The following is a 21,344-nucleotide window of genomic DNA, read 5'->3' on the forward strand; positions in this document are numbered from 1 at the left end:
ACAAGGAAAAAACCGTGACAGACCATATCCTCGTCGAGCGTCAAGACGCCGTCCAGATCATCCGCATGAATCGCCCCGACAAGAAGAACGCGCTGACGCGCGCCATGTATGCGAAAATGTCGGCGGCTCTTGCCGAGGGTGACGCCGACCCGGCGATCCGCGTCCATGTCTTTCTCGGCGTGCCCGGCGCCTTTTCCTCCGGCAACGACCTTGCCGACTTCATGGTCGTCGCCACGGGCGGCGATGGCGGCACCGAGGTCTGGGATTTCCTCATGGCGCTGGCCAGGGTCGAGAAGCCCATCGTCTCCGGCGTCGACGGCATCGCGGTCGGCATCGGAACGACGCTCAACCTGCATTGCGACCTGACTTTCGCCACGCCACGCACCGTGTTCAGGACGCCTTTCGTCGACCTCGGTCTGGTGCCCGAGGCGGGGTCGAGCCTGTTGGCGCCGCGAATCCTGGGCCAGCAAGGCGCATTTGCGTTGCTCGGCCTCGGCGAGGGTTTTTCGGCCGCGCGGGCGAAGGCCGCCGGCCTGATCTACGAGGTGGTTGAGGAAGGGGCGCTGGAAGCCTCGGTCCTGGCGGCGGCCGGCCAGATCGCCGCCAAGCCACCGCAGGCGCTGAAGATCGCACGCGACCTGATGCGCGGTTCGCGCGACGACCTTGTCGCCCGCATCGGCGAGGAAAGCGAGCATTTCCGCGAGCGGCTGAAGTCAGACGAGGCGCGCGCTGCCTTGACCGCCTTCATGACCAGGAAGAAAGCCTGAGCCTCTCTTTCAGGGATAAAGCCGCGTCTTGCCCCAACCGCCCTTGCCGTTGCGTGAAAAGACGACGCGGTCATGCAGCCGGAACGGACGGTCGTGCCAAAACTCGATCGTTTGCGGCACGATGCGGAAGCCCGACCAGTGTCTTGGCCGCGGGATATCGCCGATCGCATAGCGCGCCGTGTATTCCGCCACCGCCTTCTCCAAGGCGAAGCGGCTTTCCAGCGGTCGCGACTGTTTCGAGGCCCAGGCGCCGATGCGGCTGCCGCGCGGGCGCGTCGCATAATAGGCGTCGGCTTCGGCCTCGCTGACGATTTCCACCGGACCGCGAATGCGCACTTGGCGGCGCAGCGATTTCCAATGGAAGCACATCGCCGCCTTCATGCTGCCAAGAATTTCCTGGCCCTTGGCGCTCTCGAAATTCGTGTAGAAGACAAACCCGCCCTCATCGAACCCCTTGAGCAGAACCATTCGCACATCCGGCATGCCGTCGGCATCGACGGTCGCCAGCGCCACGCCGTTGGGGTCGTTCACTTCGCTCTTCGTGGCGTCTTCCAGCCATGCGGCAAAGAGGCGAAACGGCTCGGCCGCCTCGGTAAAGTCACTGCTTGTTAACTCTGTGTCACTCATAGTTTTTCTCAAATTGTCACGAAATCAGGGAGGTTGCTGATTGTCGCGTATCGCGCAAGCTTTTGACAGCAGGCAATGGAGCGTTATCGCTTCGGCCAGCAGGAAAGCCGCGATCGTGGCAGTCGCCCTGCCGCTTGCAGCCTGTGGCGCCGGCGGCTTCAGCCTGGAAAAAGCCGAAGTCGATCGCTCGATCCTGACCAGCAGCACATCGGCTTCAGCCGCGCCGGTTGATTCGGAGCGCGACTCCGACCAGACGACGATCGGCAATGCGGTGTCTTCCGCCGACATCGAGCAGCTCGCCGGCCAGTCCGTGCCATGGGCGAACGCCGGCACCGGGTCACGCGGCTCGATCACCGGGCTGGCGGAATTGAAGGACAAGGGCCAGACCTGCCGCCGGTTCAAGGCCTCGCGCGAAAGCTTTGATGGCGTTGCCATGTTCGAAGGCGAACTTTGCCTGGCCAGCGCCGGCGGCTGGCGCATGCAGGACTTCAAGGCGCTCTGATTTTCCGCCTTTGATATGCCGTCCCACCACTGGAATTTCTTCCTATGCGGGCGCATATAGGGGTCAACCAGAGACTCACTCCTTCTCCAGGGCAATAAGCATGCGCGACCCCTATGAGGTGCTGGGCGTTGCCAAGAACGCATCGGCCAAGGACATAAAATCGGCGTACCGGAAACTCGCCAAGAAGCATCATCCGGACCAGAATCCGAATGATCCCAAGGCGAAGGACCGTTTTGCCGCGGCCAACCAGGCCTATGAGATCGTCGGCGACGAGAAGAATCGCGCCGCTTTCGATCGCGGCGAGATCGACGCCGACGGCAAGCCGCGGTTCCAGGGCTTCGAGGGCGCTGCCGGTGGCGGCGATCCCTTCGGTGGGTTTCGCCGGCAGCAAGGGGCTGGCGGTTCGCGATTCGAATTTCGCTCCGGCCGTCCGGGCGGGGATCCGTTCGACGGCAACAGCGACATCTTCAGCCAGATATTCGGCGATGCCTTTTCGGGCGCGCGCGGCGCGAGCCCGGGCGACCGCCGCAAGCCGGCGACATCAGCCGATCTGAATGTGACGCTCGACGTCACCATCGAGGAAGCCGCGACAGCCGACAAGGTGACGGCGATGTTCCCCGACGGCCGCAAGGTGGCGGTCAAGCTGCCGGCCTATGTCGAGGATGGCCAGACCATCCGGTTGAAGGGGCAGGGCGAGCAGGGGCCGGGCCAACCTGGCGATGCGCTGGTCAAGATCCGCTTTCGCCGGCATCCGCGCTATCGTCTCGAGGGCCGCGACCTGCACGCCGATCTGCCGGTTGCGCTGGCGGATGCGGTGCTCGGCGCCAAGGTGGCGGTCGATACGCCGACCGGCAAGCTTGCCGTCAACGTTCCGGCCTGGTCGAGCTCGGACAAGGTCCTGCGGCTGAAGGGCAGGGGTCTGCCGGAAAAGGCAGGCGGCCATGGCGATCTTTATGCCCATGTGCGGATCATGCTGCCAGAGGGTGGCGACAGTGCGCTCGAAGCGCTGTTGCGCAGCCAAAAAGGCTGATTGTCGGCTCTTGTCCCCTGAACTGTCCGGTTTGAGCGCTTGAAGGGGCCCTGTGCCTGTGCGATAGGCACTCCACAAAGCAGAGAACCTTGCGGAGAGCGCTCACATGGCGGGTGGACAGGGCCTTATGGCCGGCAAGCGCGGCCTTATTCTTGGCGTCGCCAACAACAGATCGATCGCCTATGGCATCGCCAAGGCCTGCGTCGACCATGGCGCCGAGATCGCGCTGACCTATCAGGGCGAGGCGTTCAAGAAGCGCGTTGAGCCGCTGGCCGCGGAACTGGGCGCCTTTGTCGCCGGCCATTGCGATGTCACCGATCCAGCGAGCCTGGACGAGGTTTTCGCCAATGTCGCCAAGCACTGGGGCAAGCTTGATTTTCTCGTCCACGCCATCGCTTTTTCGGACAAGGACGAGCTGACCGGCCGTTATGTCGAGACGACGCGCGACAATTTCCTGCGCACCATGGACATTTCGGTTTATTCCTTCACCACCATTGCCAAGCGCGCCGAGGCGCTTATGGCCAATGGCGGCTCGCTGCTGACGCTGACCTACTATGGCGCCGAAAAAGTGATGCCACATTACAACGTCATGGGTGTCGCCAAGGCGGCGCTCGAGGCCAGCGTGCGCTACCTGGCTGTCGATCTCGGCGCCAAGAAGATCCGCGTCAACGCCATCTCGGCCGGCCCGATCAAGACGCTCGCCGCGTCCGGCATCGGCGATTTCCGCTACATCCTGAAGTGGAACGAATACAATTCGCCGCTGAAGCAGACGGTGACGCAGGAGGAAGTCGGCGATTCCGCCGTCTATTTACTGTCCGATCTGTCGCGCGGCGTCACTGGTGAGGTGCATCACGTCGATTCGGGCTATCACGTCGTCGGCATGAAGGCGGTCGACGCGCCGGACATTTCGACGGTCAAGGAATAACAGCCCGCCAATCGTCGTCAGTCCCGATCCCGTTCCGGAAGACCCGATGTACCCGCTGGTTTATATCGTGCGCCACGGCCAGACCGCGTGGAACGCCGAATTCCGGCTTCAGGGGCAGGCCGACACCGATCTCAATGCTCTCGGCCGCGAACAGGCGACCGGAAACGGGCATCGGCTTGCCGAACTCGTCGGCAATCCCCGGGATTTCGATTTCGTCGCCAGCCCGATGAAGCGCACGCGCGAAACGATGGAGCGCATCCGCGCCGCGATGAAGCTCGATCCGGGTGCCTATCGGACCGATGCTCGCCTCGTCGAAGTCAATTTCGGCGATTGGCAGGGGTTTACCTTTGCCGAACTCGAGACGCGGTATCCAGGCGCGAGCAGGACGCGCGCCTTGGATAAATGGAACTTTCAGCCGCCAGGCGAAGGCGCCGAGAGCTACCAGAGGCTGCTCGTGCGGGTGAAGCCCTGGTTCGACGCGATCCAGGGTCCGACGATCTGCGTGACGCATGGCGGCGTCATGCGGACCTTGTTTCGCTTCGTGCTTGATATGGCCGAGGACGAGGCCGCGAACCTGGATATACCGCAGGATCGCGTGCTCAAACTTGAAGGCAAGGGCCTGGAGTGGCTTTAGCCGCCTGGTGGCGGCGCCGATTCTCTAGTTGGCCGAGCTGTCCGGCAGTTCCATGTCGGTGATCACGTTTTCGCCATTGGTCACATCATAGGCGATGACGATGTCCATGCCCGGCTTCAGCGCATCGAGATCGGTCTCGGCGTTCAGCTTGTAGGACTTGCCGTCATCCAGCGTCAGCGTCAGCGCGTCCTTGTCGATTTTCTTGATCAGGCCTTCGGTCTGGCCGGCGAAAGCGGCGGTGGAAAGCAGCAGTGTGGCGGCAACGGCGCCAATCAGGGTACGCATAATCGTTCCTCTTTATCATTGCACCGGCATGGCGGCGGGCGTTCAACGGCGGATGGAGCAGAGCAGAAACCAACCGAATGTGTCAAAACTAAATCCACCAGATCACGGTTTGACCCCTGTGAAAAACGCCAATAGAAGGCTGCCTTGAGCCGGCTCCAATGCCGGGCAGGGTCATTTTATGTCTCACAACACGTTCGGCCATCTTTTCCGCGTCACCACCTGGGGCGAAAGCCATGGCGCCGCGCTCGGCTGCGTCGTCGACGGCTGTCCGCCCGGCATCCGCTTTACGCGCGACGAGATCCAGGCGGAACTCGACAAGCGCCGGCCGGGACAGTCACGCTTCGTCACCCAGCGCCGCGAGCCCGACGAAGTGAAGGTGCTGTCCGGCTTCATCCTCGACGAGGACGGCGAGACGATGATCACCACCGGCACGCCGGTGTCGATGCTGATCGAGAATGTCGACCAGCGTTCAAAGGACTATGGCGAGATCGCCCGCCAGTACCGGCCAGGCCATGCCGACTACACCTATGATGTCAAATATGGCGTGCGCGACCATCGTGGCGGCGGCCGCTCCTCGGCCCGTGAGACGGCCGCGCGGGTGGCAGCCGGTGCCTTGGCGCGCAAGGTGGTGCCCGGCATGGTGGTGCGCGGCGCGCTGGTGTCGATGGGCGAAAAATCGATCGACCGCGCCAACTGGAACTGGAATTTCATCGGCGACGCGGAAAATCCGTTCTTCACCCCAGATCCGGCTTCCGTTCCCGTCTTCACGCAGTATCTCGACGGCATCCGCAAGGCCGGCTCCTCGGTCGGCGCGGTGATAGAGATCGTTGCGGACGGCGTTCCGCCAGGCCTCGGCGCGCCGATCTATGCCAAGCTCGACCAGGACATCGCATCCGGCCTGATGTCGATCAACGCGGTCAAGGGTGTCGAGATCGGCAACGGCTTCGAAGCCGCCCGCATCACCGGCGAGCAGAATGCCGACGAGATGCGCATGGGCAATGACGGCAAGCCGGTGTTCCTGTCCAACAATGCCGGCGGCATACTGGGCGGCATTTCGACCGGCCAGGCGATCATCGCCCGTTTCGCCGTCAAGCCGACGTCCTCGATCCTGACGCCGCGAAAGTCGATCGACAAGGACGGCAACGACGTCGAGGTGATGACCAAGGGCCGCCATGATCCCTGCGTCGGCATCCGCGCCGTGCCGATCGGCGAAGCGATGGTTGCGTGCGCCATTGCCGATCATTATCTGCGTCATCGAGGACAGACGGGGCAGGGAATAGGCAATAGGCAGTAGGCAGTATTCTACGCAGCCCACTGAAACAGCCAAATTTTTCCTTTTCCCGACTACCGTACTGCCCTAGTCCCTATTCCCTGCGAGCGAAGCGAGCCAATGCCTTACGACCAGAAGAAGATCGTCGAAGCCCTGCGTGCTTTCGAGCGCGGCGAGATCGTTGTCGTCATGGACGATGACGGGCGCGAGAACGAGGGCGACCTGATCGTCGCCGCCGTCCATTGCACGCCGGAAAAGATGGCGTTCATCGTCCGCCACACCTCCGGCATCGTCTGCACGCCGATGCCGCGCGAGGAGGCCAAGCGCCTCAACTTGCAGCCGATGGTTGCCGACAATGATTCGGCGCACACCACCGCCTTCACCGTCAGTGTCGATTTCAAGCACGGCACCACGACAGGCATTTCGGCCGAGGACCGCACGCTGACCGTTCGCAACCTCGCCAACGGCAATGTTGGTGGTTCGGATTTCGTCCGTCCCGGCCACATCTTTCCGCTGATCGCGCGCGAGGGTGGCGTGCTGATGCGCTCCGGCCATACCGAGGCGGCGGTCGACCTGTGCAAGCTCGCCGGCCTGCCGCCGGTCGGGGTGATCTCGGAACTGGTGAATGACGACGGCACGGTCAAGCGCGGCCCGCAGGTTGCCGCCTTTGCCGAGCAGCACGGTCTCAAGCAGGTTTCGGTTGCCGACCTCATCGCTTACCGGCAGCGCAAGGAAACGCTGGTCGAACGCGTCGCCTGTTCGGATATTGAAACGCCTGGCGGCAGGGCGCAGGTCTTCACCTACACGCTGCCGTGGGATTCCATGCATCACGTCGCCATCGTCTTCGGCGACATCCGCGACGGCGAGGATGTCCCGGTGCGCCTGCATTCCGAGGATGTGGTGACCGACGTCTTCGGCACCAGCCATCGGCTCGACGGCATCATGAAAACGATGGGCGAGCGCAAGCGCGGCGTCATTGTCTACCTGCGTGAGGGCTCGGTCGGCGTCGCCCATCAGGAGCGCAAGCGTCCCGCCTCCGGCGACCGCGAGGATCACGATGAGGCGCGCCGCCGCGAGAACGAATGGCGCGAGATCGGGCTCGGCGCGCAGATCCTGAAGGATCTCGGCATTTCCTCGATCAACCTGATCGCCTCGCGCGAACGCCACTATGTCGGCCTCGAGGGCTTTGGCATCCATATCGCCAAGACCGAGATTCTCTGAAGGTCAGTCGACAGAGGATAGCGCCCGGCCGTTCCAAACCGGGCGCTTCCTGGATCGTTGCGCGGGAACGTCGCCCGTTTCGCATCCGTCCAGGCCTCGCAGCGGATCGCAAATTCGCAAGACCCTGAAGCAACGTGAAAATGGCGGCAGCGGCCTTCAAGAAACCGCTCGAAGGCCTGCTCAAAAAACCGCATCGGCAGCCGAACTGAAGGCGCCATTGGCGGCTTGGCGCTGCTATCGCAATTGACAATAGCCGGGTTGAGCGCATCCTCTCCCACCATCTCTGAGGGGAGATTCGGGGCATGTGGGATTTCGATATCGGCAGGTCGGTGTCCATCATGATGCGGACCTGGCCCTTCATTGTCTTTCGCATGATCGTCTATTTCGGCATCACGCTGGCCTATATCGTGGCGACCGGCACTGGCGCCTCCGTCGGCTATGGCGTCGGCCATATCTCCACCGATCCTGACGGGCCGTTGTCGTTTGCCTTGTGGGGCGGCGTGGTCGGTTTCGGCGTTGTTTCGATCGCCGTCTACTGGATTCGCGAATACATCCTCTATGTCGTCAAGGCCGGCCACGTCGCCGTCATGGTCCATCTGATCGACGGCCGCGACGTTCCCGATGGCCAGGACCAGATCGCCTATGCCAGGCAAGTTGTCACCCAGCGTTTCGCCGAGGCCAACATCCTTTTCGTCGTCGACCAACTGGTCAAGGGCGCTATCCGCGCCATCACCGGCCTGCTCGGCGGCATCGCCGCCTTCCTGCCGATCCCGGGTTTGAGCGGCCTGGTCTCCTTCATCAACACGGTGATCCGCTTGTCGCTGACCTATGTCGACGAGATCATCCTCGGCTACAACATCCGCATCAATTCCGCCTCGCCTTTCGAGACGGCGCGGCAAGGCGTCGTGCTCTACGCCCAGAACGGCAAGATCATGGTCAAGAACGCCGTCTGGCTGGCGGTCATCATGTGGGCCGTGTCCTTCGTCATCTTCCTGCTGATGCTGGCCCCTGCCGCCGCCATTCTGTTCATGATGCCTGGGCAACTCGCCGGCTGGGCCTTCGTGCTCGCCATCGTCTTCGCCTGGGCCTTCAAGGCGGCCTTCATCGAACCTTTCGCCATCGCCTGCCTGATGCAGGTCTACTTCAAGACCATTGCCGGCCAGGTGCCCGATCCCGACTGGGACGCCCGGCTGGCAGAGGCATCGTCGAAGTTCAGGGAACTCAAGGATAAGGCGCTGGCCTCCTTCGGCGGTTCGCGCTGGGGCCCGGCCGGCGCGACACGCTGATCGGCGGGGCCTGCGATCGCCGCCGTGGCATCGACGGTGTTGAGGCGCGCCACGGTCGACTTGAGCAGCGATTCGCCTTGTCCGCAAAACGTCTCGCTCATGATCAGCTCCGGCAGCGGCAGCCTCCGGCCCCAGCCATGGGTTTCGAGGTCCGGCTTTGGCGCGAACTCGGAAACGCGGCCGACGCAGAGATAGGCGACAGGCGTCACATGCTCGGGAATGGACAGCAGGCTTTTCAGCGCCTGCGCCTCGATGATGCTGACCCAGCCGACACCGATGCCTTCGGCGCGCGCCGCCAGCCAGAAATTCTGCACCGCGCAGACCGTGCTGTAGAGATCCATTTCCGGATTGTGCCAGCGTCCCAGCGGTGAATCCCTCGAGCGCTCGCGGTCGCAGGTGATGCAGATGTTGAGTGCGCTTTCGCAGATGCCCTCCAGCTTGAGCTTGCGGTAGAGCGCCTGCCGTTCTGCCTCGATTTCAGGCAATTCCCGCTCGCGCGCCGCCAGGAACAGGTCGCGCACCTTTTTCCGTCGTTTGGCGTCGCGGATGACGATGAAATTCCACGGCTGCATGAAGCCGACCGACGGCGCATGATGGGCCGCAAGCAGCAACCGCGCCAGCACGTCATCATCGAGCGCGGCGGGCAGGAAATGGCTGCGCACATCCCGCCGCGTGAACATGGCGCGATAAACCGCATCGCGCGCCAACTGGTCAAATCCGTCGCCCATAGGAGCGGTCATGGTTTCCGGCATCGCTTGTCCCCTTGCGATTGCAATCAATGCCAGCCGCCTGACCATGCGGATGACGATGCCTGCCAGGCCGGTCTTCTGGCTCGGGATCAACCCGCGTCCGGCGCCTTCCCGTCATGGACAGTGGCATTTACCGGCGCGGTCCCCCTCACAGCGTTGGGCACGCCACGGAGTTCAACCGTGTTCCCGATTCTCCCGCTTGCGGCGGGCACCAGGCAGTGGCGACGACCTTACGCCGAAGCGCCGACGACGCCAATGCCCGCGGCGACACGAATGGACGCAGGCGTGATTTTCCCCAGCCATCAGCCGCCTGCTCATGGCCTTTGTCGATCCGGGCCATTAGATTAGGACGATGGTTACCCGTCTCTACACCCATCCGATCTTCCTCGAGCACATCACGCCGCCCGGCCATCCCGAGCGGCCGGACCGCTTGCGCGCCATCGAGCGCGTGCTCGACGACGAGGCATTTGCCGCGCTCGACCGCGTCAAGGCGCCGGAAGGTGACGAAGCCACCATCCTCTACGCGCATCCCGCTGATTTCGTCGCGCGCGTCCGCGCCGCCATTCCCGACGAGGGTATCGCCCGCATCGACGCCGACACCACGGCCAGCCCCAAGAGCTGGCAGGCGGCGATCACGGCGATCGGCGCCGCCAACGCCGCCGTCGACGACGTCTTCACGGGCCGCGCCGACAACGCCTTCGTCGCCGCCCGGCCGCCAGGCCATCACGCCGAGAAGACGACGGCGATGGGCTTCTGCCTCTTCAACACCGCGGCGATCGCGGCGCGCTATGCGCAGAAGAAATTCGGCGCCGAGCGCGTCGCCATCGTCGACTGGGACGTGCATCACGGCAACGGCACGCAGGATATCTTCTGGGACGATCCCTCCGTGCTCTATTGTTCGACGCACCAGATGCCGCTTTATCCCGGCACAGGGGCAAAGAACGAAACCGGTGCCGGCAACATCGTCAACGCGCCACTGGCGCCGCAGACCGGCAGCGAGGTGTTTCGCGATGCCTTCCTGTCGCGCGTGCTGCCGGCGCTCGACGATTTCGCGCCCGACCTGATCATCATTTCGGCCGGTTTCGACGCGCATCACCGTGATCCGCTGGCCGAGATCAATCTGACCGAGGACGATTTCGATTGGGCGACCGGCCAGCTGATGCAGCGCGCCACGCGCCACAGTGGCAACAGGCTCGTCAGCCTGCTCGAGGGTGGCTACGATCTGCAGGGACTGGCATTTTCGGTCGCCGCCCATGTCGGGCGACTGATGAAAGGATGAATGATGGCTGGTGAGACCAACGAAGACGTCAAGGCGATGAGCTTCGAACAGGCACTCGACGCGCTGGAGAAGATCGTCGATGATCTGGAGCGCGGCGATGTCCCGCTCGACCAGTCGATCAGGATCTACGAGCGCGGCGAGGCGCTCAAGGCGCATTGCGACCGGTTGCTGAAGGCCGCCGAGGACAAGGTCGAGAAGATCAGGCTGTCGCGCGACGGCAAGCCGGTTGGAACGGAGCCGCTCGACGCGGACTGAGGCGCGGTCGCCAACGATGGTCTTGCCTCACCGGTTTTTGGACACGATCATGATCGAGGATGAAACTCGTCCCGATTGAAACGGCTCCAGGACAAGAGGAGGTTCGGAAACGATGTGCAGAAACATCAAGACCCTGTTCAACTTTGATCCGCCGGCAACCAACGACGAAGTCCGCGACGCGGCCCTTCAGTTCGTTCGCAAGCTGAGCGGAACCACACGGCCCTCGAAGCAGAACCAGCATGCGTTCGACCACGCTGTCGATGCGATTGCCGCGTCAGCGCGCGAACTGCTCGATTCTCTCGAAACCCATCAGCATCCTCGCAATCGCGAAGAGGTGGCGGCCAAACTACGGGCCAAGGCGGCGATCCGGTTTGCCTGAGGCGTCCAATGCGGTCGTCGACCGCTGACAAGGAGATCTCGTGAGCTTCTTCCCCGGAAACGATCCACAGGCCGGCGATGCCTTCGCCAGCGACCAGATCGAGCTGATGGTCATTCCGAACGCCAAGGATATTGGCGGTTTTCAGGTGCGCCGCGCCCTGCCGACCGCCAAGCGGCGGCTGGTCGGTCCGTTCATCTTCTTCGATCGCATGGGGCCGGCCATTCTGCGCGCCGGCCAGGCGCTTGATGTCCGTCCCCATCCGCATATCGGACTGTCGACGGTCACTTATCTGTTCGACGGCAAGATCAGGCATCGTGATTCGCTCGGCACCGAGATGGTCATCCAGCCTGGTGACGTGAACCTGATGACCGCCGGCCGCGGTATCGTCCATTCCGAGCGCACGCCCGAGGAATTGCGCGGCGCACCGATGTCGATCTCCGGCCTGCAGACATGGCTGGCGCTGCCGGACGGCAAGGAGGAAGTGGCACCGGTGTTCGAGAACACTGGCGCGCTGCTTCTCCCCGAGATCGATGCCGAAGGCGTCAGCGGGCGCGTCGTCATCGGTGATTTCCAGGGAATGCGGTCTCCAGTCAGGGCGCATTCCGACACGCTTTATGCCGATCTGCGCCTGGCGCCCGGCGCCAGCGTGAAAATTCCAGCCGATGCGGAAGAGCGCGCCATCTACACGCTGGAAGGTGAGGTCGCGATTTCGGGCGACGTGTTTCCGGCGGAACGCCTGTTGGTGTTCCGGCCCGGTGACGAAATCGTCGTGTCGTCGCAGGGCGGCGCGCATTTCATGCTGTTTGGCGGCGCTTCGCTCGGCTCGCAGCGTTACATCTGGTGGAATTTCGTCTCGTCGTCCAAGGAGCGCATCGAACAGGCCAAGCAGGAATGGAAGACCGGCCGCTTCGATATCGTTCCTGGAGACGAGGAAGAATTCATCCCGCTGCCGGAGAGCTGAGGCATGATCCCGAAAAGTGGGAACTGGTTTTCGGAAGAGATCATGCCCCACGGATAGAGCCGTGGATCGACGCGCGTCACTGACACGCATTTACATTCGCTGGCCGGCGGCCTATTTCGCCGATGAATAGAGAGCCTGAGCCCGTGAACGCAACACTGCATACGCCGCTTCTCGACAAGGTCCGCATTCCGGCCGACCTGCGCACGCTTGCCGAGAGTGAGCTGCCGCAACTGGCATCCGAGCTGCGCGCCGAACTGGTCGACGCCGTGTCCCGCACCGGCGGCCATCTTGGCGCCGGCCTTGGCGTGGTCGAGCTGACGGTGGCGCTGCACTATGTCTTCAACACCCCGGATGACCGGCTGATCTGGGATGTCGGCCACCAGGCCTATCCGCACAAGATCCTCACTGGCCGCCGCGACCGCATCCGCACCTTGCGGCAGGAGGGCGGCCTGTCCGGCTTCACCCGCCGCGCCGAGAGCGAATACGATCCCTTCGGCGCCGCCCACTCCTCGACATCGATATCGGCCGGCCTCGGCATGGCCGCCGCCCGCGACCTATCCGGCGGCCGCAACAATGTCATCGCCGTCATCGGTGACGGCGCCATGTCGGCTGGCATGGCCTATGAGGCGATGAACAATGCTGGCGCGCTCGATGCCCGTCTCATCGTCATCCTCAACGACAACGATATGTCGATCGCTCCGCCGACCGGCGCCATGAGCGCCTATCTGGCGCGTCTGGCCTCGGGCAAGGCCTATATCGGCCTGCGCGACTTCGGCAAGAAACTGACCTCCTATCTCGGCAAACGCGCCGACCGCGCGATCACCCGGGCGGTCGAGCATGCGCGCGGCTACGTCACCGGCGGCACGCTGTTCGAGGAGCTCGGCTTCTACCACATCGGCCCGATCGACGGTCACAATCTGGAGCATCTGATCCCGGTCCTGAAGAATGTCCGCGACAATGGCAAAGGTCCGGTGCTGATCCATGTCGTCACCCAGAAGGGCAAGGGCTATGCGCCGGCGGAAGCCGCCGCCGATAAGTATCATGGCGTCAACAAGTTCGACGTCATCACCGGCGCGCAGGCCAAGGCGCCTGCCAACGCGCCGGCCTACACCAAGGTGTTCGCCGAAAGCCTGATCCAGGAAGGCCATCAGGACGACCGCATCGTCGCCGTCACCGCCGCCATGCCGAGCGGCACCGGCCTTGACCTGTTCGGCGAGGTGTTTCCGGCACGGACCTTCGATGTCGGCATTGCCGAGCAGCACGCGGTGACCTTCGCCGCCGGCCTCGCCACGGAAGGTTACAAGCCGTTCGCTGCCATCTATTCGACCTTCCTGCAGCGCGCCTACGACCAGGTCGTGCACGATGTCGCGATCCAGAAACTGCCGGTGCGCTTCCCCATCGACCGCGCCGGCTTCGTCGGCGCCGATGGCGCCACCCATTGCGGCGCCTTCGACACCACCTTCCTGGCGACGCTGCCGGGCTTCGTGGTGATGGCGGCGGCCGACGAGGCGGAATTGCGCCACATGGTGCGAACCGCGGCGAGCTATGACGACGGCCCGATCGCCTTCCGCTATCCGCGCGGCAACGGCGTCGGTGTCGACATGCCGGAGCGTGGCTCGGTTCTCGAAATCGGCAAGGGCCGCATCGTCAGGGAAGGCAGCAAGGTCGCGCTGCTGTCCTTCGGTACGCGTCTGCAGGATTGCCTGATCGCCGCCGAGGAGCTTGGCGCTGCCGGGCTTTCCACCACCGTCGCCGATGCCCGTTTTGCCAAACCGCTGGACGAGGATCTGATCCGGCGGCTGGCCCGCTCGCATGAAGTTCTGGTGACGGTGGAGGAGGGCGCCGTTGGCGGCTTCGCCAGCCATGTGCTGCAGTTCCTCGCCCATGAGGGCCTGCTGGAAAGCGGCCTGAAGGTGCGCCCGCTGGTGCTGCCCGACGCGTTCACCGACCACGCCAAGCCGGAAAAGATGTATGCCGATGCCGGTCTCGACGCCGCCGGCATCGTACGCACCGTATTCACCGCGCTTGGGCATACGGTCCGCGCCCAGCGCGCCTGAATCAAAACCTCAACGGCTTGAATCTATTTGCCGGCTTGAATTCGTAACGTATTGTTTACGCTGCTGTTTGGCGCTTTGCTTACCGTGTCTCTTGGCCGTTTTTCAATGGCGCCCTGCTAGATCATGGATCAGGCAGGGAGATGACAACAATGAGAACGCTTCTGTGCGGCGTGGCCTTCTTGGCGGTCATCGTCGCGCCGGCCACCGCCGAAACGCGCTATGATCGCAACCTTGAACAGGCTGCCATGAGCATCGTCGCCGGCAAGATGGGCGATATTCGCGGCGGCTTTTCCTACAAGCAGGTGCCGCAGCTTGTGGTGCTCCCGGACCCGGTTCCGGCGCCCGCGGTCGCGACCGGGCATCCACACGAGCAAGCTTCGGGCGATCGGGACGACGGTTTGTCTCCAGCCATCGAGCGCCAGGTTTCGCGAACCGTTTTCTAGAACCACAAGTCGCGCACGCAGCGGCCATCACGTGGCAGGTCTTCGTAGGTGTCGAGGCCATCGAAATGGTCGATCGGCAAGTCGGCGACGGTCTCCGGCGGTGCAAGCCTCACATTGACGGCGATTCGCGTTCGACCGCTGGCGCTGGGGCGCAAGCCACGCCAGGCGAGCACACAGGCGCACGTCGGACAGAACAGGACCTCGAGCGAAGGGGCATCCTTCCCGGCACGCGTATAGCTTCTCATCGGTCCGGCGACGCGAATGCGTTCGTCGACATAGTCGTAAGCCCAGAGCACGCCATAGCGACGGCAAAGCGTGCAATTGCAGGCTGTGATGGATCCAGGACCGCCCTCCAGGGTCCAGTGGGCCGCACCACAATGGCTGGTTCCCGTCAGCATCCGTCCTCCTTCGAGTTCCGACAGCAAGCTGCTCTCTCCTTAACATTGTGCCGGACCTGATGCGATATTCGACGGCCGCTGAGCGGCTTGATGCGTTCCGCTTTCCGACGATGTTCCTTGTCCCGCCCCAATATCCTTGCCTTCGCCGCCGGCTTTCGCCATGAAGGCCGATGAACTCGCCTCTGCCAGCCAGCGCACGCCAGCGGCTCGACGAACTGCTCGTCCAGCGCGGGCTGTTTGCCAGCCGCTCGCGTGCCCGCGACGCGGTCGAACGCGGGGCCGTCACGGTTGACGGCGTGATTGCCCGCAAGCCCGGTGAGAACGTCTTGCCGCAATGCCTGATTGCCATCGACGATCCGGCGCAAGGCTACGTGTCGCGCGCGGCGCTCAAGCTGATCGGCGGGCTCGACCATTTCGGCCTCGATCCGGCTGGCCGCGAGGCACTCGACATCGGCGCTTCGACCGGCGGCTTCACCCAGGTTCTGCTTGAGCGTGGCGCGGCCCATGTCACCGCGATCGATGTCGGTCATGGCCAGATGCATCCCGAGGTCGGCGGGGATCCGAGGGTGACGGTCATGGAGGGGCTCAACGCCCGCGACCTCGCACCCGCCGATCTTGCCGGCCGTATTCCCGACTTTATCGTCTCCGATGTCAGCTTCATTTCGCTGAAGCTGGCGCTGCCGCCGGCGCTTGCCATTGCGAAGGCTGGCACCGGCGCCGTGTTTCTGGTCAAGCCGCAATTCGAGGCGGGACGCGAAGCGATCGGCAAGGGTGGCCTGTTGAAAGATCCCTACGATGCCTCCCGTGTCGCCGGCCTGCTGCAGGATTGGCTGGACGCCATTCCCGGCTGGCGCTCGCTCGGGCTGCACCTGTCGCCGATCGAAGGTGGCGACGGCAATCGCGAATTCCTGCTCGGTGGGGTCAAGGATCGATGAGCACGCGCTTCACCATCAGGAAACTTGGCGCCCAGGGCGACGGCATTGCCGAGACCGAGAGCGGTGATCTGTTCATTCCCTTCACACTGCCCGGCGAAACCGTCACCGCCGCGCGCGAAAGGGACCGCGCCACGCTGATGGCGGTGCTGGAGGCCTCGCCGCTGCGCATCGATCCCGCCTGCCGCCATTTCACCGAATGCGGCGGTTGCGCCCTCCAGCATCTCGAAGCCGAAGCCTATCGCCAGTGGAAACGCGACAAGGTGGTGCACGCCGTGAAGGGGAAAGGCATCGATTGCGAGGTTGGCGAGTTGGTCGCCTGCGCGCCGCACACGCGCCGCCGTGTCGTGCTCGCCGCCCGGCGCGCCGAAACGGGCATGCTGCTCGGCTTCAATCGCCATCTGTCACCGGAAATCATCCCGATATCTGAATGCCCGATCTCCCTGCCAGAGATCGTCGCCGCGCTCGACCGGTTGAAGGCACTTGCCGAATTGGTTTGCGCCACCACCAAATCGTTCCGGATGGCGGTCACCGTGACGGGGTCGGGCCTTGACATCGCGGTCTATGAGTCCGGGAAACTGGGTGAGAACCAGCGTCGGGTCGCCTCCAACTTCATCATGGCTCAGGGATTTGCCCGGCTTTCGATCGACGACGAAATCGTCATCGAGCCGAAGAAGCCGGTGGTCATGTTCGGCGGCGTCGCGGTCGCCGTTCCGCCGGGCGCTTTCCTGCAGGCGACGGCGGCCGCCGAACAGACGATGGCCGATATCGTCGGCGGACATCTGACGCGGGCCAAGAAGGTCGCCGATCTGTTTGCCGGTTGCGGCAGCTTTGCGCTCAGGCTTGCGGCGAAATCGGAAGTCCATGCTGTCGAAGGCGATGCGGCGGCACTGTCGGCGCTCGACCGGGGAGCACGCTTCGCGACTGGACTGAAGCGGGTGACGGGCGAACGCCGCGACCTGTTCCGCCGGCCGCTGACGTTCAAGGAACTGAACGCCTTCGACGGTCTGGTGTTCGACCCACCGCGCGCCGGGGCCGAGGATCAATCGAAGCAGATCGCGCGCTCGGATGTTCCGTTTGTCGCCGCGGTGTCCTGCAATCCGGTGACGCTGGCGCGGGATTTGCGCATCCTCCTCGACGGCGGCTACACCTTGAAAAGCGTGACGCCGATCGATCAGTTCCTGTGGTCATCCCACGTCGAGGCGGTGGCACTGCTGGAGAAGCCGCGGAAGCGGCGATAGGTTCGCGCGAGAACCGAAGACGATCACATTTTCTTGAGGTTTCCGCATCGGGCGGGCTTGCCGAAATCGCGCCGCAAAGCCGCCCCTTTGGGCCCGTCTATTTCGGAATCACTGGAGGAAGGAACCATCCTGCTCCATCACCGTTTGCTTCACATGGTGGCCAGAAATGCGGACGCTCCAGAAATTCCTCGGCTTATTCCTGCTCTTCATTTTCGTGGCCGGTTCCGCGACGGGTGCCCTCGCGCAGGGCGAAAAACGCCTCGCTTTCGTCATCGGCAACGCCGCCTATCCGTCGGATGCGCTGGCGACGCCCGCCAATGATGCCGGGCTGATCGCGCAGACCTTGCAGGCGGCAGGGTTCGATGTGGTCGGTGCCCGCGACGTCGACCAGGAATCGCTGCGCGGCGCGTTGCGGGATTTTCTCGGCAAGGTTTCTGCCGCCGGTCCCGACGCGGTCGTCTTTATCTATCTCGCCGGCCATGGCGTGCAGTTCGAAGGCGAGAATTACTTCCTGCCGGTCGATGCCCAGATCGCCAATCCAACCGACATCCCGCTTCAGGGGATGCGGCTCTCCGATGTTTCCAAGTCGCTGGCCGGACTGCCGACGAAGGTCAACATCGTCGTGCTCGACGCGGCGCGGCCGAACGCATTCCCGCAGACGAACCAGCCGCTGGCCGGAGGTCTTGCACTGGTCGATCCCGATCCGAACATGCTTATTGCATTCAATGCCGCTCCGGGAACCGTCGCGCCGGAGGGCAAGGGTCCGTACGGCGCCTATGCCCAGGCGCTGGCCGAAATGATGCGCGACGGTGGCCTGCCGCTTGACGATGTTTTCGATCGCACGCGCCTGCGCGTCAACGAGGTGACCCAGGGCGCGGAAGTTCCGTGGAGCGCCTCGAAGAGCACGGCGCCCTTCGTCTTCTTCGACCGCGCTCCGGACGCGCCCGCGCCAAAGGTCTCGGAGGCCGAGTCCCAAGCCAACCGGACCAGAGAGATTCGCGATTTCGACGCCCATGACGCCTATGTCGCGGCCCTCGACCGCGACACGCTCCGCGGTTACGAGGATTTTGTCGGCGCCTACCCGCACGATCCAATGGCCAAGCGCGTGCGTGCCATCATAGCTGCCCGGCGCGAAGCGATCACCTGGCGCGAAACCTGGCTCCGGGACACGCCGGAAGCCTACTGGTCCTACCTGGATCGCTATCCGCACGGCCCGCACGCGTGGGATGCCCGCCGCCGGCTGGAGCATTTCGATGCATCGCTGGAGCCGCCGGAGGATTTTACCGTCTATGACTACGACGTGCCGCCGCCACCACCGGAAGAGATCATCTATGTCGACCGGCCCGTGCTCTATTTCGACGATCCCGATTTCGACTTCGAGCCACCACCGCCTGTCGCGGTGATCTTCCTGCCGCCGCCTCCGCCGGATTTCGTCGTGCTGGCGCCGCCGCGGCCGGCAGTCGATATCTTTGTTCTGCCGGTGCCGGTCTTCGTGCCGGTGCCGGTATGGGTCAACCCGCCGCGCAACATCGTGCCGCCGCCCGGCAACATCATCTTCAACAACATCCACAACACGACGGTCATCAACGACACGACGATCAACAACGAGGACAATCTGGCGCGGCAGGGCAATGGCGGTGGCCTCACCACCGGCCAGAAGCTGACCGGCGCCGCGGTTGGACTGGGCGCGGCCGCGATCGCGACCAGGGTGGCGCTGCCGCCGCTGCTGCAGAAGAAGAAGGCCGTGCTCTCCAGCCAGAACCCTGCCGCCCCGGGCAAGCTCGGCCAGGGTACTGGGCAAGGCCGGCAGCCCGGGGCGGCAAAGCGGCTGTCGAGGACGCTCTCAACTGATCACGCCCTGCCGGGAGCGAACGGCAAGACGCTGCCCCTCGTCAACGGCAAGCCGCCGGTGCTCAACGGCCAGAATTTGCCCAACAACAAGTCCAAGAAGCTGCTTGGCAAGCAAGGCGCCTTGGGCGGCAACCGGCAGGCTACGGGAAATGCCGGCGCTGCCGTTACCGGACAGGGCAATGGCGGGCAGAACGGAGTCGGCAATGGGCTGGGCAAGAACGGCAAGTTCCGCAAGCTGCCGACCGTCACCGGTGCGCCGGCCGGGCAGGGCCCGAGCGCGCAGGAAAAGTTCAAGAAGAACAATCCAGCTGTCTTCTCCAACCAGGGTGGCGGCAAGCCGAAGAAACTGACACGCAAGGATCTGTCCGCCGGTCAGGCCGTTGCACCGGGCGATCAGCTCCCGGGAAACGGGAACAAGAAGTTCCGCAAGCTCCAGAACGGCGGTGGAGGTTCCGCTGGCCCGGAAGTCAACGTCCAGCGGAATTTCAAGGTCAACAAGCCTAACGAGAATCCGCCGCGTCAGCTCAAGCTGCAGGAAAAGCCGAACGTGCAGGTGTTCTCCAAGCCGCAGAAGCCGGAGTTCCATGCTCAGCCCAAGCCCCAGGTCCAGGAGCGGCGTCTGCCGCAACAGCCCAATCCGCAGCCGCCGCAAGGCAACAAGAAGCCTGCCTGCGGACACCCGGGCGAGCCTCCGTGCAGGCAGTAGGCGGGAAGGCGGAAATGCGCCGGCCCTCCTTCATGTCGTGACGCTCAAACCCGCGTGCCGCCGACTGTCATCTGGTTCATCCTGAGATGCGGCTGGCCGACGCCGACAGGCACGCCCTGTCCGGCCTTGCCGCACATGCCGATGCCGGTATCGAGCTTCATGTCGTTGCCGACCATCGAAACGCGGTGCATGGCATCCGGCCCGTTGCCGATCAGCATGGCGCCCTTGATCGGCTGCGTCACCTTGCCGTTCTCGATCATGTAGGCCTCGGTGCAGCCGAACACGAATTTGCCCGAGGTGATGTCGACCTGGCCGCCGCCGAAGGAGACGGCATAGATGCCGTTCTTGACCGAGGCGATGATCTCTTCCGGTTCCATGTCGCCCGCCGTCATGTAGGTGTTGGTCATGCGCGGCATCGGCTGGTGCGCATAGCCTTCGCGCCGGCCGTTGCCGGTGGCCTTCATGCCCATCAGCCGGGCGTTCTGGCGATCCTGCATGTAGCCGACCAGTCTGCCGTCCTCGATCAGCACGTTGCGGGCCGAAGGCGTGCCTTCGTCGTCGACGGTGAGCGAGCCGCGCCGCTCGGGCATGGTGCCGTCGTCGACGACGCTGACGCCCTTGGCGGCGACCTGCTGACCCAGCAGGCCGGCAAAGGCCGAGGTTTTCTTGCGGTTGAAGTCGCCTTCCAGGCCATGGCCGACGGCCTCGTGCAGCATGACGCCCGGCCACCCGCTGGACAGCACGATGTCGAAGGTCCCGGCCGGCGCCGGAATGGCCTCGAGGTTGACCAGCGCTTGCCGGAGCGCCTCCTTGGCGGCGTGCTTCCAGCTGTCCTCGACGAGAAAGTCGCCGAAAGCCTTGCGTCCGCCCATGCCGTAGGAGCCGCTCTCCTGGCGGTCGCCATTGCCGACGACGACAGAGACGTTAATCCGGACCAACGGGCGGATATCGCGCACCACCTGGCCGTCGGCGCGCACGATTTCGACATGCTGCCAGGAGGCGGCGAGCGATGCCGAAACCTGGCGAACGCGCGGGTCCTCGGCGCGCAGCCAGGCGTCGATTTCCTGCAGCAGCTTCGCCTTGACCTCGAAGGAAGGCGAGGGGATCGGGTTCTCGTCTCCATAAAGATGGCGATTGGTACGGGCGGGGGCCGCGGCAAGCGTGCCGGAATAGCCGCCCTTGACAGTGGACACGGCATCGGCCGCGCGTAGCAACGAGGCTTCCGAGAGATCGCTGGAATGGGCATAGCCGCTGGCTTCGCCGGCAACGGCGCGCAGGCCGAAGCCCTGGTCCGTGTTGAAGTTGGCGGTCTTCAGGCGGCCATTGTCGAACATCAGCGCCTCGCTCTCGCTGTATTCGAGGAACAGCTCGCCATCGTCGGCGCCATTGATGGTATCGGCGACGATCTGCTTGATGCGGTCGTCGGAAATGTCAAATTGGCCTATCAGGCTGTTCATGGCGCATCCCTGGAGAAGGTTTCTTTTGCCGATGTAGGCGCGACCGGGCGTTTCGGCAATGCGCTGCGGCAAAGCGATGGCGCACGCGC

Annotated in this window: 21 protein-coding genes, 1 pseudogene and 1 riboswitch; of the genes and pseudogenes, 17 read left to right on the plus strand and 5 right to left on the minus strand. The window is 64.0% G+C overall.

Annotated elements, in window-relative coordinates:
- The first annotated feature begins 14 nt into the window (after positions 1-14).
- On the plus strand, positions 15-767 hold the full coding sequence (locus OOJ09_RS02425) for a crotonase/enoyl-CoA hydratase family protein (RefSeq protein ID WP_269903654.1): 753 nt from the start codon (positions 15-17) through the stop codon (positions 765-767).
- Positions 768-776: 9 nt separating this feature from the next.
- On the opposite strand, the gene pdxH is transcribed toward OOJ09_RS02425, so the two are convergent.
- A complete protein-coding gene (pdxH, locus tag OOJ09_RS02430) occupies positions 777-1,394 on the minus strand; it encodes a pyridoxamine 5'-phosphate oxidase (RefSeq protein ID WP_269903655.1) in 618 nt (205 codons plus the stop codon).
- A gap of 40 nt (positions 1,395-1,434) precedes the next feature.
- On the opposite strand from pdxH, the gene OOJ09_RS02435 reads away from it, so the two are divergent.
- The 4 genes from OOJ09_RS02435 to OOJ09_RS02450 all read left to right on the plus strand — a co-directional run bounded on the left by OOJ09_RS02435 (position 1,435) and on the right by OOJ09_RS02450 (position 4,485).
- Positions 1,435-1,896: an RT0821/Lpp0805 family surface protein gene (locus tag OOJ09_RS02435; protein ID WP_269903656.1), complete on the plus strand. Its 462-nt coding sequence runs from the start codon at positions 1,435-1,437 to the stop codon at positions 1,894-1,896.
- Positions 1,897-1,996: 100 nt separating this feature from the next.
- Positions 1,997-2,926: a J domain-containing protein gene (locus tag OOJ09_RS02440; protein ID WP_269903657.1), complete on the plus strand. Its 930-nt coding sequence runs from the start codon at positions 1,997-1,999 to the stop codon at positions 2,924-2,926.
- Between the two features lie 106 nt (positions 2,927-3,032).
- On the plus strand, positions 3,033-3,851 hold the full coding sequence (fabI, locus tag OOJ09_RS02445; protein ID WP_269903658.1) for an enoyl-ACP reductase FabI: 819 nt from the start codon (positions 3,033-3,035) through the stop codon (positions 3,849-3,851).
- Positions 3,852-3,897: 46 nt separating this feature from the next.
- Positions 3,898-4,485 carry a histidine phosphatase family protein gene (locus OOJ09_RS02450; RefSeq protein ID WP_269903659.1) on the plus strand — a complete coding sequence of 196 codons (588 nt, stop codon included), beginning with the start codon at positions 3,898-3,900 and terminating at the stop codon, positions 4,483-4,485.
- A gap of 24 nt (positions 4,486-4,509) precedes the next feature.
- Here OOJ09_RS02450 and OOJ09_RS02455 read toward each other — a convergent pair whose 3' ends face one another.
- Entirely contained in the window at positions 4,510-4,770 is a 261-nt protein-coding gene (locus OOJ09_RS02455) for a DUF1344 domain-containing protein (RefSeq protein WP_091576397.1), read from the minus strand.
- 178 nt (positions 4,771-4,948) lie between these two features.
- On the opposite strand from OOJ09_RS02455, the gene aroC reads away from it, so the two are divergent.
- The 3 genes from aroC (at position 4,949) to OOJ09_RS02470 (ending at position 8,547) form a co-directional block, all read left to right on the plus strand.
- Positions 4,949-6,064 (plus strand): chorismate synthase, encoded by a 1,116-nt coding sequence (aroC, locus tag OOJ09_RS02460; protein WP_269903660.1) that lies wholly within the window; start codon positions 4,949-4,951, stop codon positions 6,062-6,064.
- Positions 6,065-6,160: 96 nt separating this feature from the next.
- The gene (gene ribB, locus OOJ09_RS02465; RefSeq protein ID WP_269903661.1) at positions 6,161-7,261 is read left to right on the plus strand and encodes a 3,4-dihydroxy-2-butanone-4-phosphate synthase; all 1,101 of its coding nucleotides are present in this window, start codon (positions 6,161-6,163) and stop codon (positions 7,259-7,261) included.
- A 302-nt stretch (positions 7,262-7,563) separates the two neighbouring features.
- Positions 7,564-8,547 carry a hypothetical protein gene (locus OOJ09_RS02470; RefSeq protein WP_269903662.1) on the plus strand — a complete coding sequence of 328 codons (984 nt, stop codon included), beginning with the start codon at positions 7,564-7,566 and terminating at the stop codon, positions 8,545-8,547.
- 122 nt (positions 8,548-8,669) lie between these two features.
- On the opposite strand, the pseudogene bluB reads toward OOJ09_RS02470, so the two are convergent.
- Positions 8,670-9,344 (minus strand): annotated as a pseudogene (bluB, locus tag OOJ09_RS02475) (5,6-dimethylbenzimidazole synthase); the annotation flags it as partial.
- A 2-nt stretch (positions 9,345-9,346) separates the two neighbouring features.
- Positions 9,347-9,527, minus strand: a riboswitch (cobalamin riboswitch).
- Between the two features lie 121 nt (positions 9,528-9,648).
- Here bluB and OOJ09_RS02480 point away from each other — a divergent pair.
- The 6 genes from OOJ09_RS02480 (at position 9,649) to OOJ09_RS02505 (ending at position 14,670) form a co-directional block, all read left to right on the plus strand.
- Positions 9,649-10,575, plus strand: coding sequence for a histone deacetylase family protein (locus OOJ09_RS02480; protein WP_269903663.1), 927 nt, complete (start codon positions 9,649-9,651; stop codon positions 10,573-10,575).
- Positions 10,576-10,578: 3 nt separating this feature from the next.
- Positions 10,579-10,830: an exodeoxyribonuclease VII small subunit gene (locus tag OOJ09_RS02485; protein WP_013532792.1), complete on the plus strand. Its 252-nt coding sequence runs from the start codon at positions 10,579-10,581 to the stop codon at positions 10,828-10,830.
- A 112-nt stretch (positions 10,831-10,942) separates the two neighbouring features.
- A complete protein-coding gene (locus OOJ09_RS02490; protein WP_013532791.1) occupies positions 10,943-11,209 on the plus strand; it encodes a DUF2277 domain-containing protein in 267 nt (88 codons plus the stop codon).
- 40 nt (positions 11,210-11,249) lie between these two features.
- On the plus strand, positions 11,250-12,170 hold the full coding sequence (locus OOJ09_RS02495; protein WP_269903664.1) for a pirin family protein: 921 nt from the start codon (positions 11,250-11,252) through the stop codon (positions 12,168-12,170).
- Between the two features lie 122 nt (positions 12,171-12,292).
- A complete protein-coding gene (gene dxs / locus OOJ09_RS02500; protein WP_269903665.1) occupies positions 12,293-14,227 on the plus strand; it encodes a 1-deoxy-D-xylulose-5-phosphate synthase in 1,935 nt (644 codons plus the stop codon).
- 170 nt (positions 14,228-14,397) lie between these two features.
- The gene (locus OOJ09_RS02505) at positions 14,398-14,670 is read left to right on the plus strand and encodes a hypothetical protein (RefSeq protein ID WP_269904052.1); all 273 of its coding nucleotides are present in this window, start codon (positions 14,398-14,400) and stop codon (positions 14,668-14,670) included.
- On the opposite strand, the gene OOJ09_RS02510 is transcribed toward OOJ09_RS02505, so the two are convergent.
- Positions 14,667-15,068, minus strand: coding sequence for a GFA family protein (locus OOJ09_RS02510; RefSeq protein ID WP_269904053.1), 402 nt, complete (start codon positions 15,066-15,068; stop codon positions 14,667-14,669). The genes OOJ09_RS02505 and OOJ09_RS02510 overlap by 4 nt on opposite strands.
- A gap of 170 nt (positions 15,069-15,238) precedes the next feature.
- Here OOJ09_RS02510 and OOJ09_RS02515 point away from each other — a divergent pair, with 170 nt between their 5' ends.
- From OOJ09_RS02515 to OOJ09_RS02525, 3 genes are all read left to right on the plus strand, one after another.
- Positions 15,239-16,003: a TlyA family RNA methyltransferase gene (locus tag OOJ09_RS02515; RefSeq protein WP_269903666.1), complete on the plus strand. Its 765-nt coding sequence runs from the start codon at positions 15,239-15,241 to the stop codon at positions 16,001-16,003.
- Complete coding sequence (locus OOJ09_RS02520) at positions 16,000-17,241, plus strand: class I SAM-dependent RNA methyltransferase (RefSeq protein WP_269903667.1); 1,242 nt, start codon at positions 16,000-16,002, stop codon at positions 17,239-17,241. The genes OOJ09_RS02515 and OOJ09_RS02520 overlap by 4 nt, the downstream gene beginning before the upstream one ends.
- 166 nt (positions 17,242-17,407) lie before the next feature.
- Positions 17,408-19,798: a caspase family protein gene (locus OOJ09_RS02525; RefSeq protein WP_269903668.1), complete on the plus strand. Its 2,391-nt coding sequence runs from the start codon at positions 17,408-17,410 to the stop codon at positions 19,796-19,798.
- A gap of 44 nt (positions 19,799-19,842) precedes the next feature.
- Here OOJ09_RS02525 and tldD read toward each other — a convergent pair whose 3' ends face one another.
- On the minus strand, positions 19,843-21,255 hold the full coding sequence (gene tldD / locus OOJ09_RS02530; RefSeq protein WP_269903669.1) for a metalloprotease TldD: 1,413 nt from the start codon (positions 21,253-21,255) through the stop codon (positions 19,843-19,845).
- Positions 21,256-21,344 lie beyond the last annotated feature (89 nt).

This window comes from Mesorhizobium qingshengii, from assembly GCF_027563465.1.
In the GTDB taxonomy this organism is placed as follows: domain Bacteria; phylum Pseudomonadota; class Alphaproteobacteria; order Rhizobiales; family Rhizobiaceae; genus Mesorhizobium; species Mesorhizobium qingshengii_A.

Coding starts and splice junctions, on each gene's coding strand:
- pdxH (WP_269903655.1), bottom strand. CDS start 1,394: ATGAGTGACACAGAGTTAACAAGCAGTGACTTTACCGAGGCGGCCGAG.
- OOJ09_RS02440 (WP_269903657.1), top strand. CDS start 1,997: ATGCGCGACCCCTATGAGGTGCTGGGCGTTGCCAAGAACGCATCGGCC.
- fabI (WP_269903658.1), top strand. CDS start 3,033: ATGGCGGGTGGACAGGGCCTTATGGCCGGCAAGCGCGGCCTTATTCTT.
- OOJ09_RS02450 (WP_269903659.1), top strand. CDS start 3,898: ATGTACCCGCTGGTTTATATCGTGCGCCACGGCCAGACCGCGTGGAAC.
- OOJ09_RS02455 (WP_091576397.1), bottom strand. CDS start 4,770: ATGCGTACCCTGATTGGCGCCGTTGCCGCCACACTGCTGCTTTCCACC.
- aroC (WP_269903660.1), top strand. CDS start 4,949: ATGTCTCACAACACGTTCGGCCATCTTTTCCGCGTCACCACCTGGGGC.
- ribB (WP_269903661.1), top strand. CDS start 6,161: ATGCCTTACGACCAGAAGAAGATCGTCGAAGCCCTGCGTGCTTTCGAG.
- OOJ09_RS02470 (WP_269903662.1), top strand. CDS start 7,564: ATGTGGGATTTCGATATCGGCAGGTCGGTGTCCATCATGATGCGGACC.
- OOJ09_RS02480 (WP_269903663.1), top strand. CDS start 9,649: ATGGTTACCCGTCTCTACACCCATCCGATCTTCCTCGAGCACATCACG.
- OOJ09_RS02485 (WP_013532792.1), top strand. CDS start 10,579: ATGGCTGGTGAGACCAACGAAGACGTCAAGGCGATGAGCTTCGAACAG.
- OOJ09_RS02490 (WP_013532791.1), top strand. CDS start 10,943: ATGTGCAGAAACATCAAGACCCTGTTCAACTTTGATCCGCCGGCAACC.
- dxs (WP_269903665.1), top strand. CDS start 12,293: ATGAATAGAGAGCCTGAGCCCGTGAACGCAACACTGCATACGCCGCTT.
- OOJ09_RS02510 (WP_269904053.1), bottom strand. CDS start 15,068: ATGCTGACGGGAACCAGCCATTGTGGTGCGGCCCACTGGACCCTGGAG.
- OOJ09_RS02515 (WP_269903666.1), top strand. CDS start 15,239: ATGAACTCGCCTCTGCCAGCCAGCGCACGCCAGCGGCTCGACGAACTG.
- OOJ09_RS02520 (WP_269903667.1), top strand. CDS start 16,000: ATGAGCACGCGCTTCACCATCAGGAAACTTGGCGCCCAGGGCGACGGC.
- OOJ09_RS02525 (WP_269903668.1), top strand. CDS start 17,408: ATGCGGACGCTCCAGAAATTCCTCGGCTTATTCCTGCTCTTCATTTTC.
- tldD (WP_269903669.1), bottom strand. CDS start 21,255: ATGAACAGCCTGATAGGCCAATTTGACATTTCCGACGACCGCATCAAG.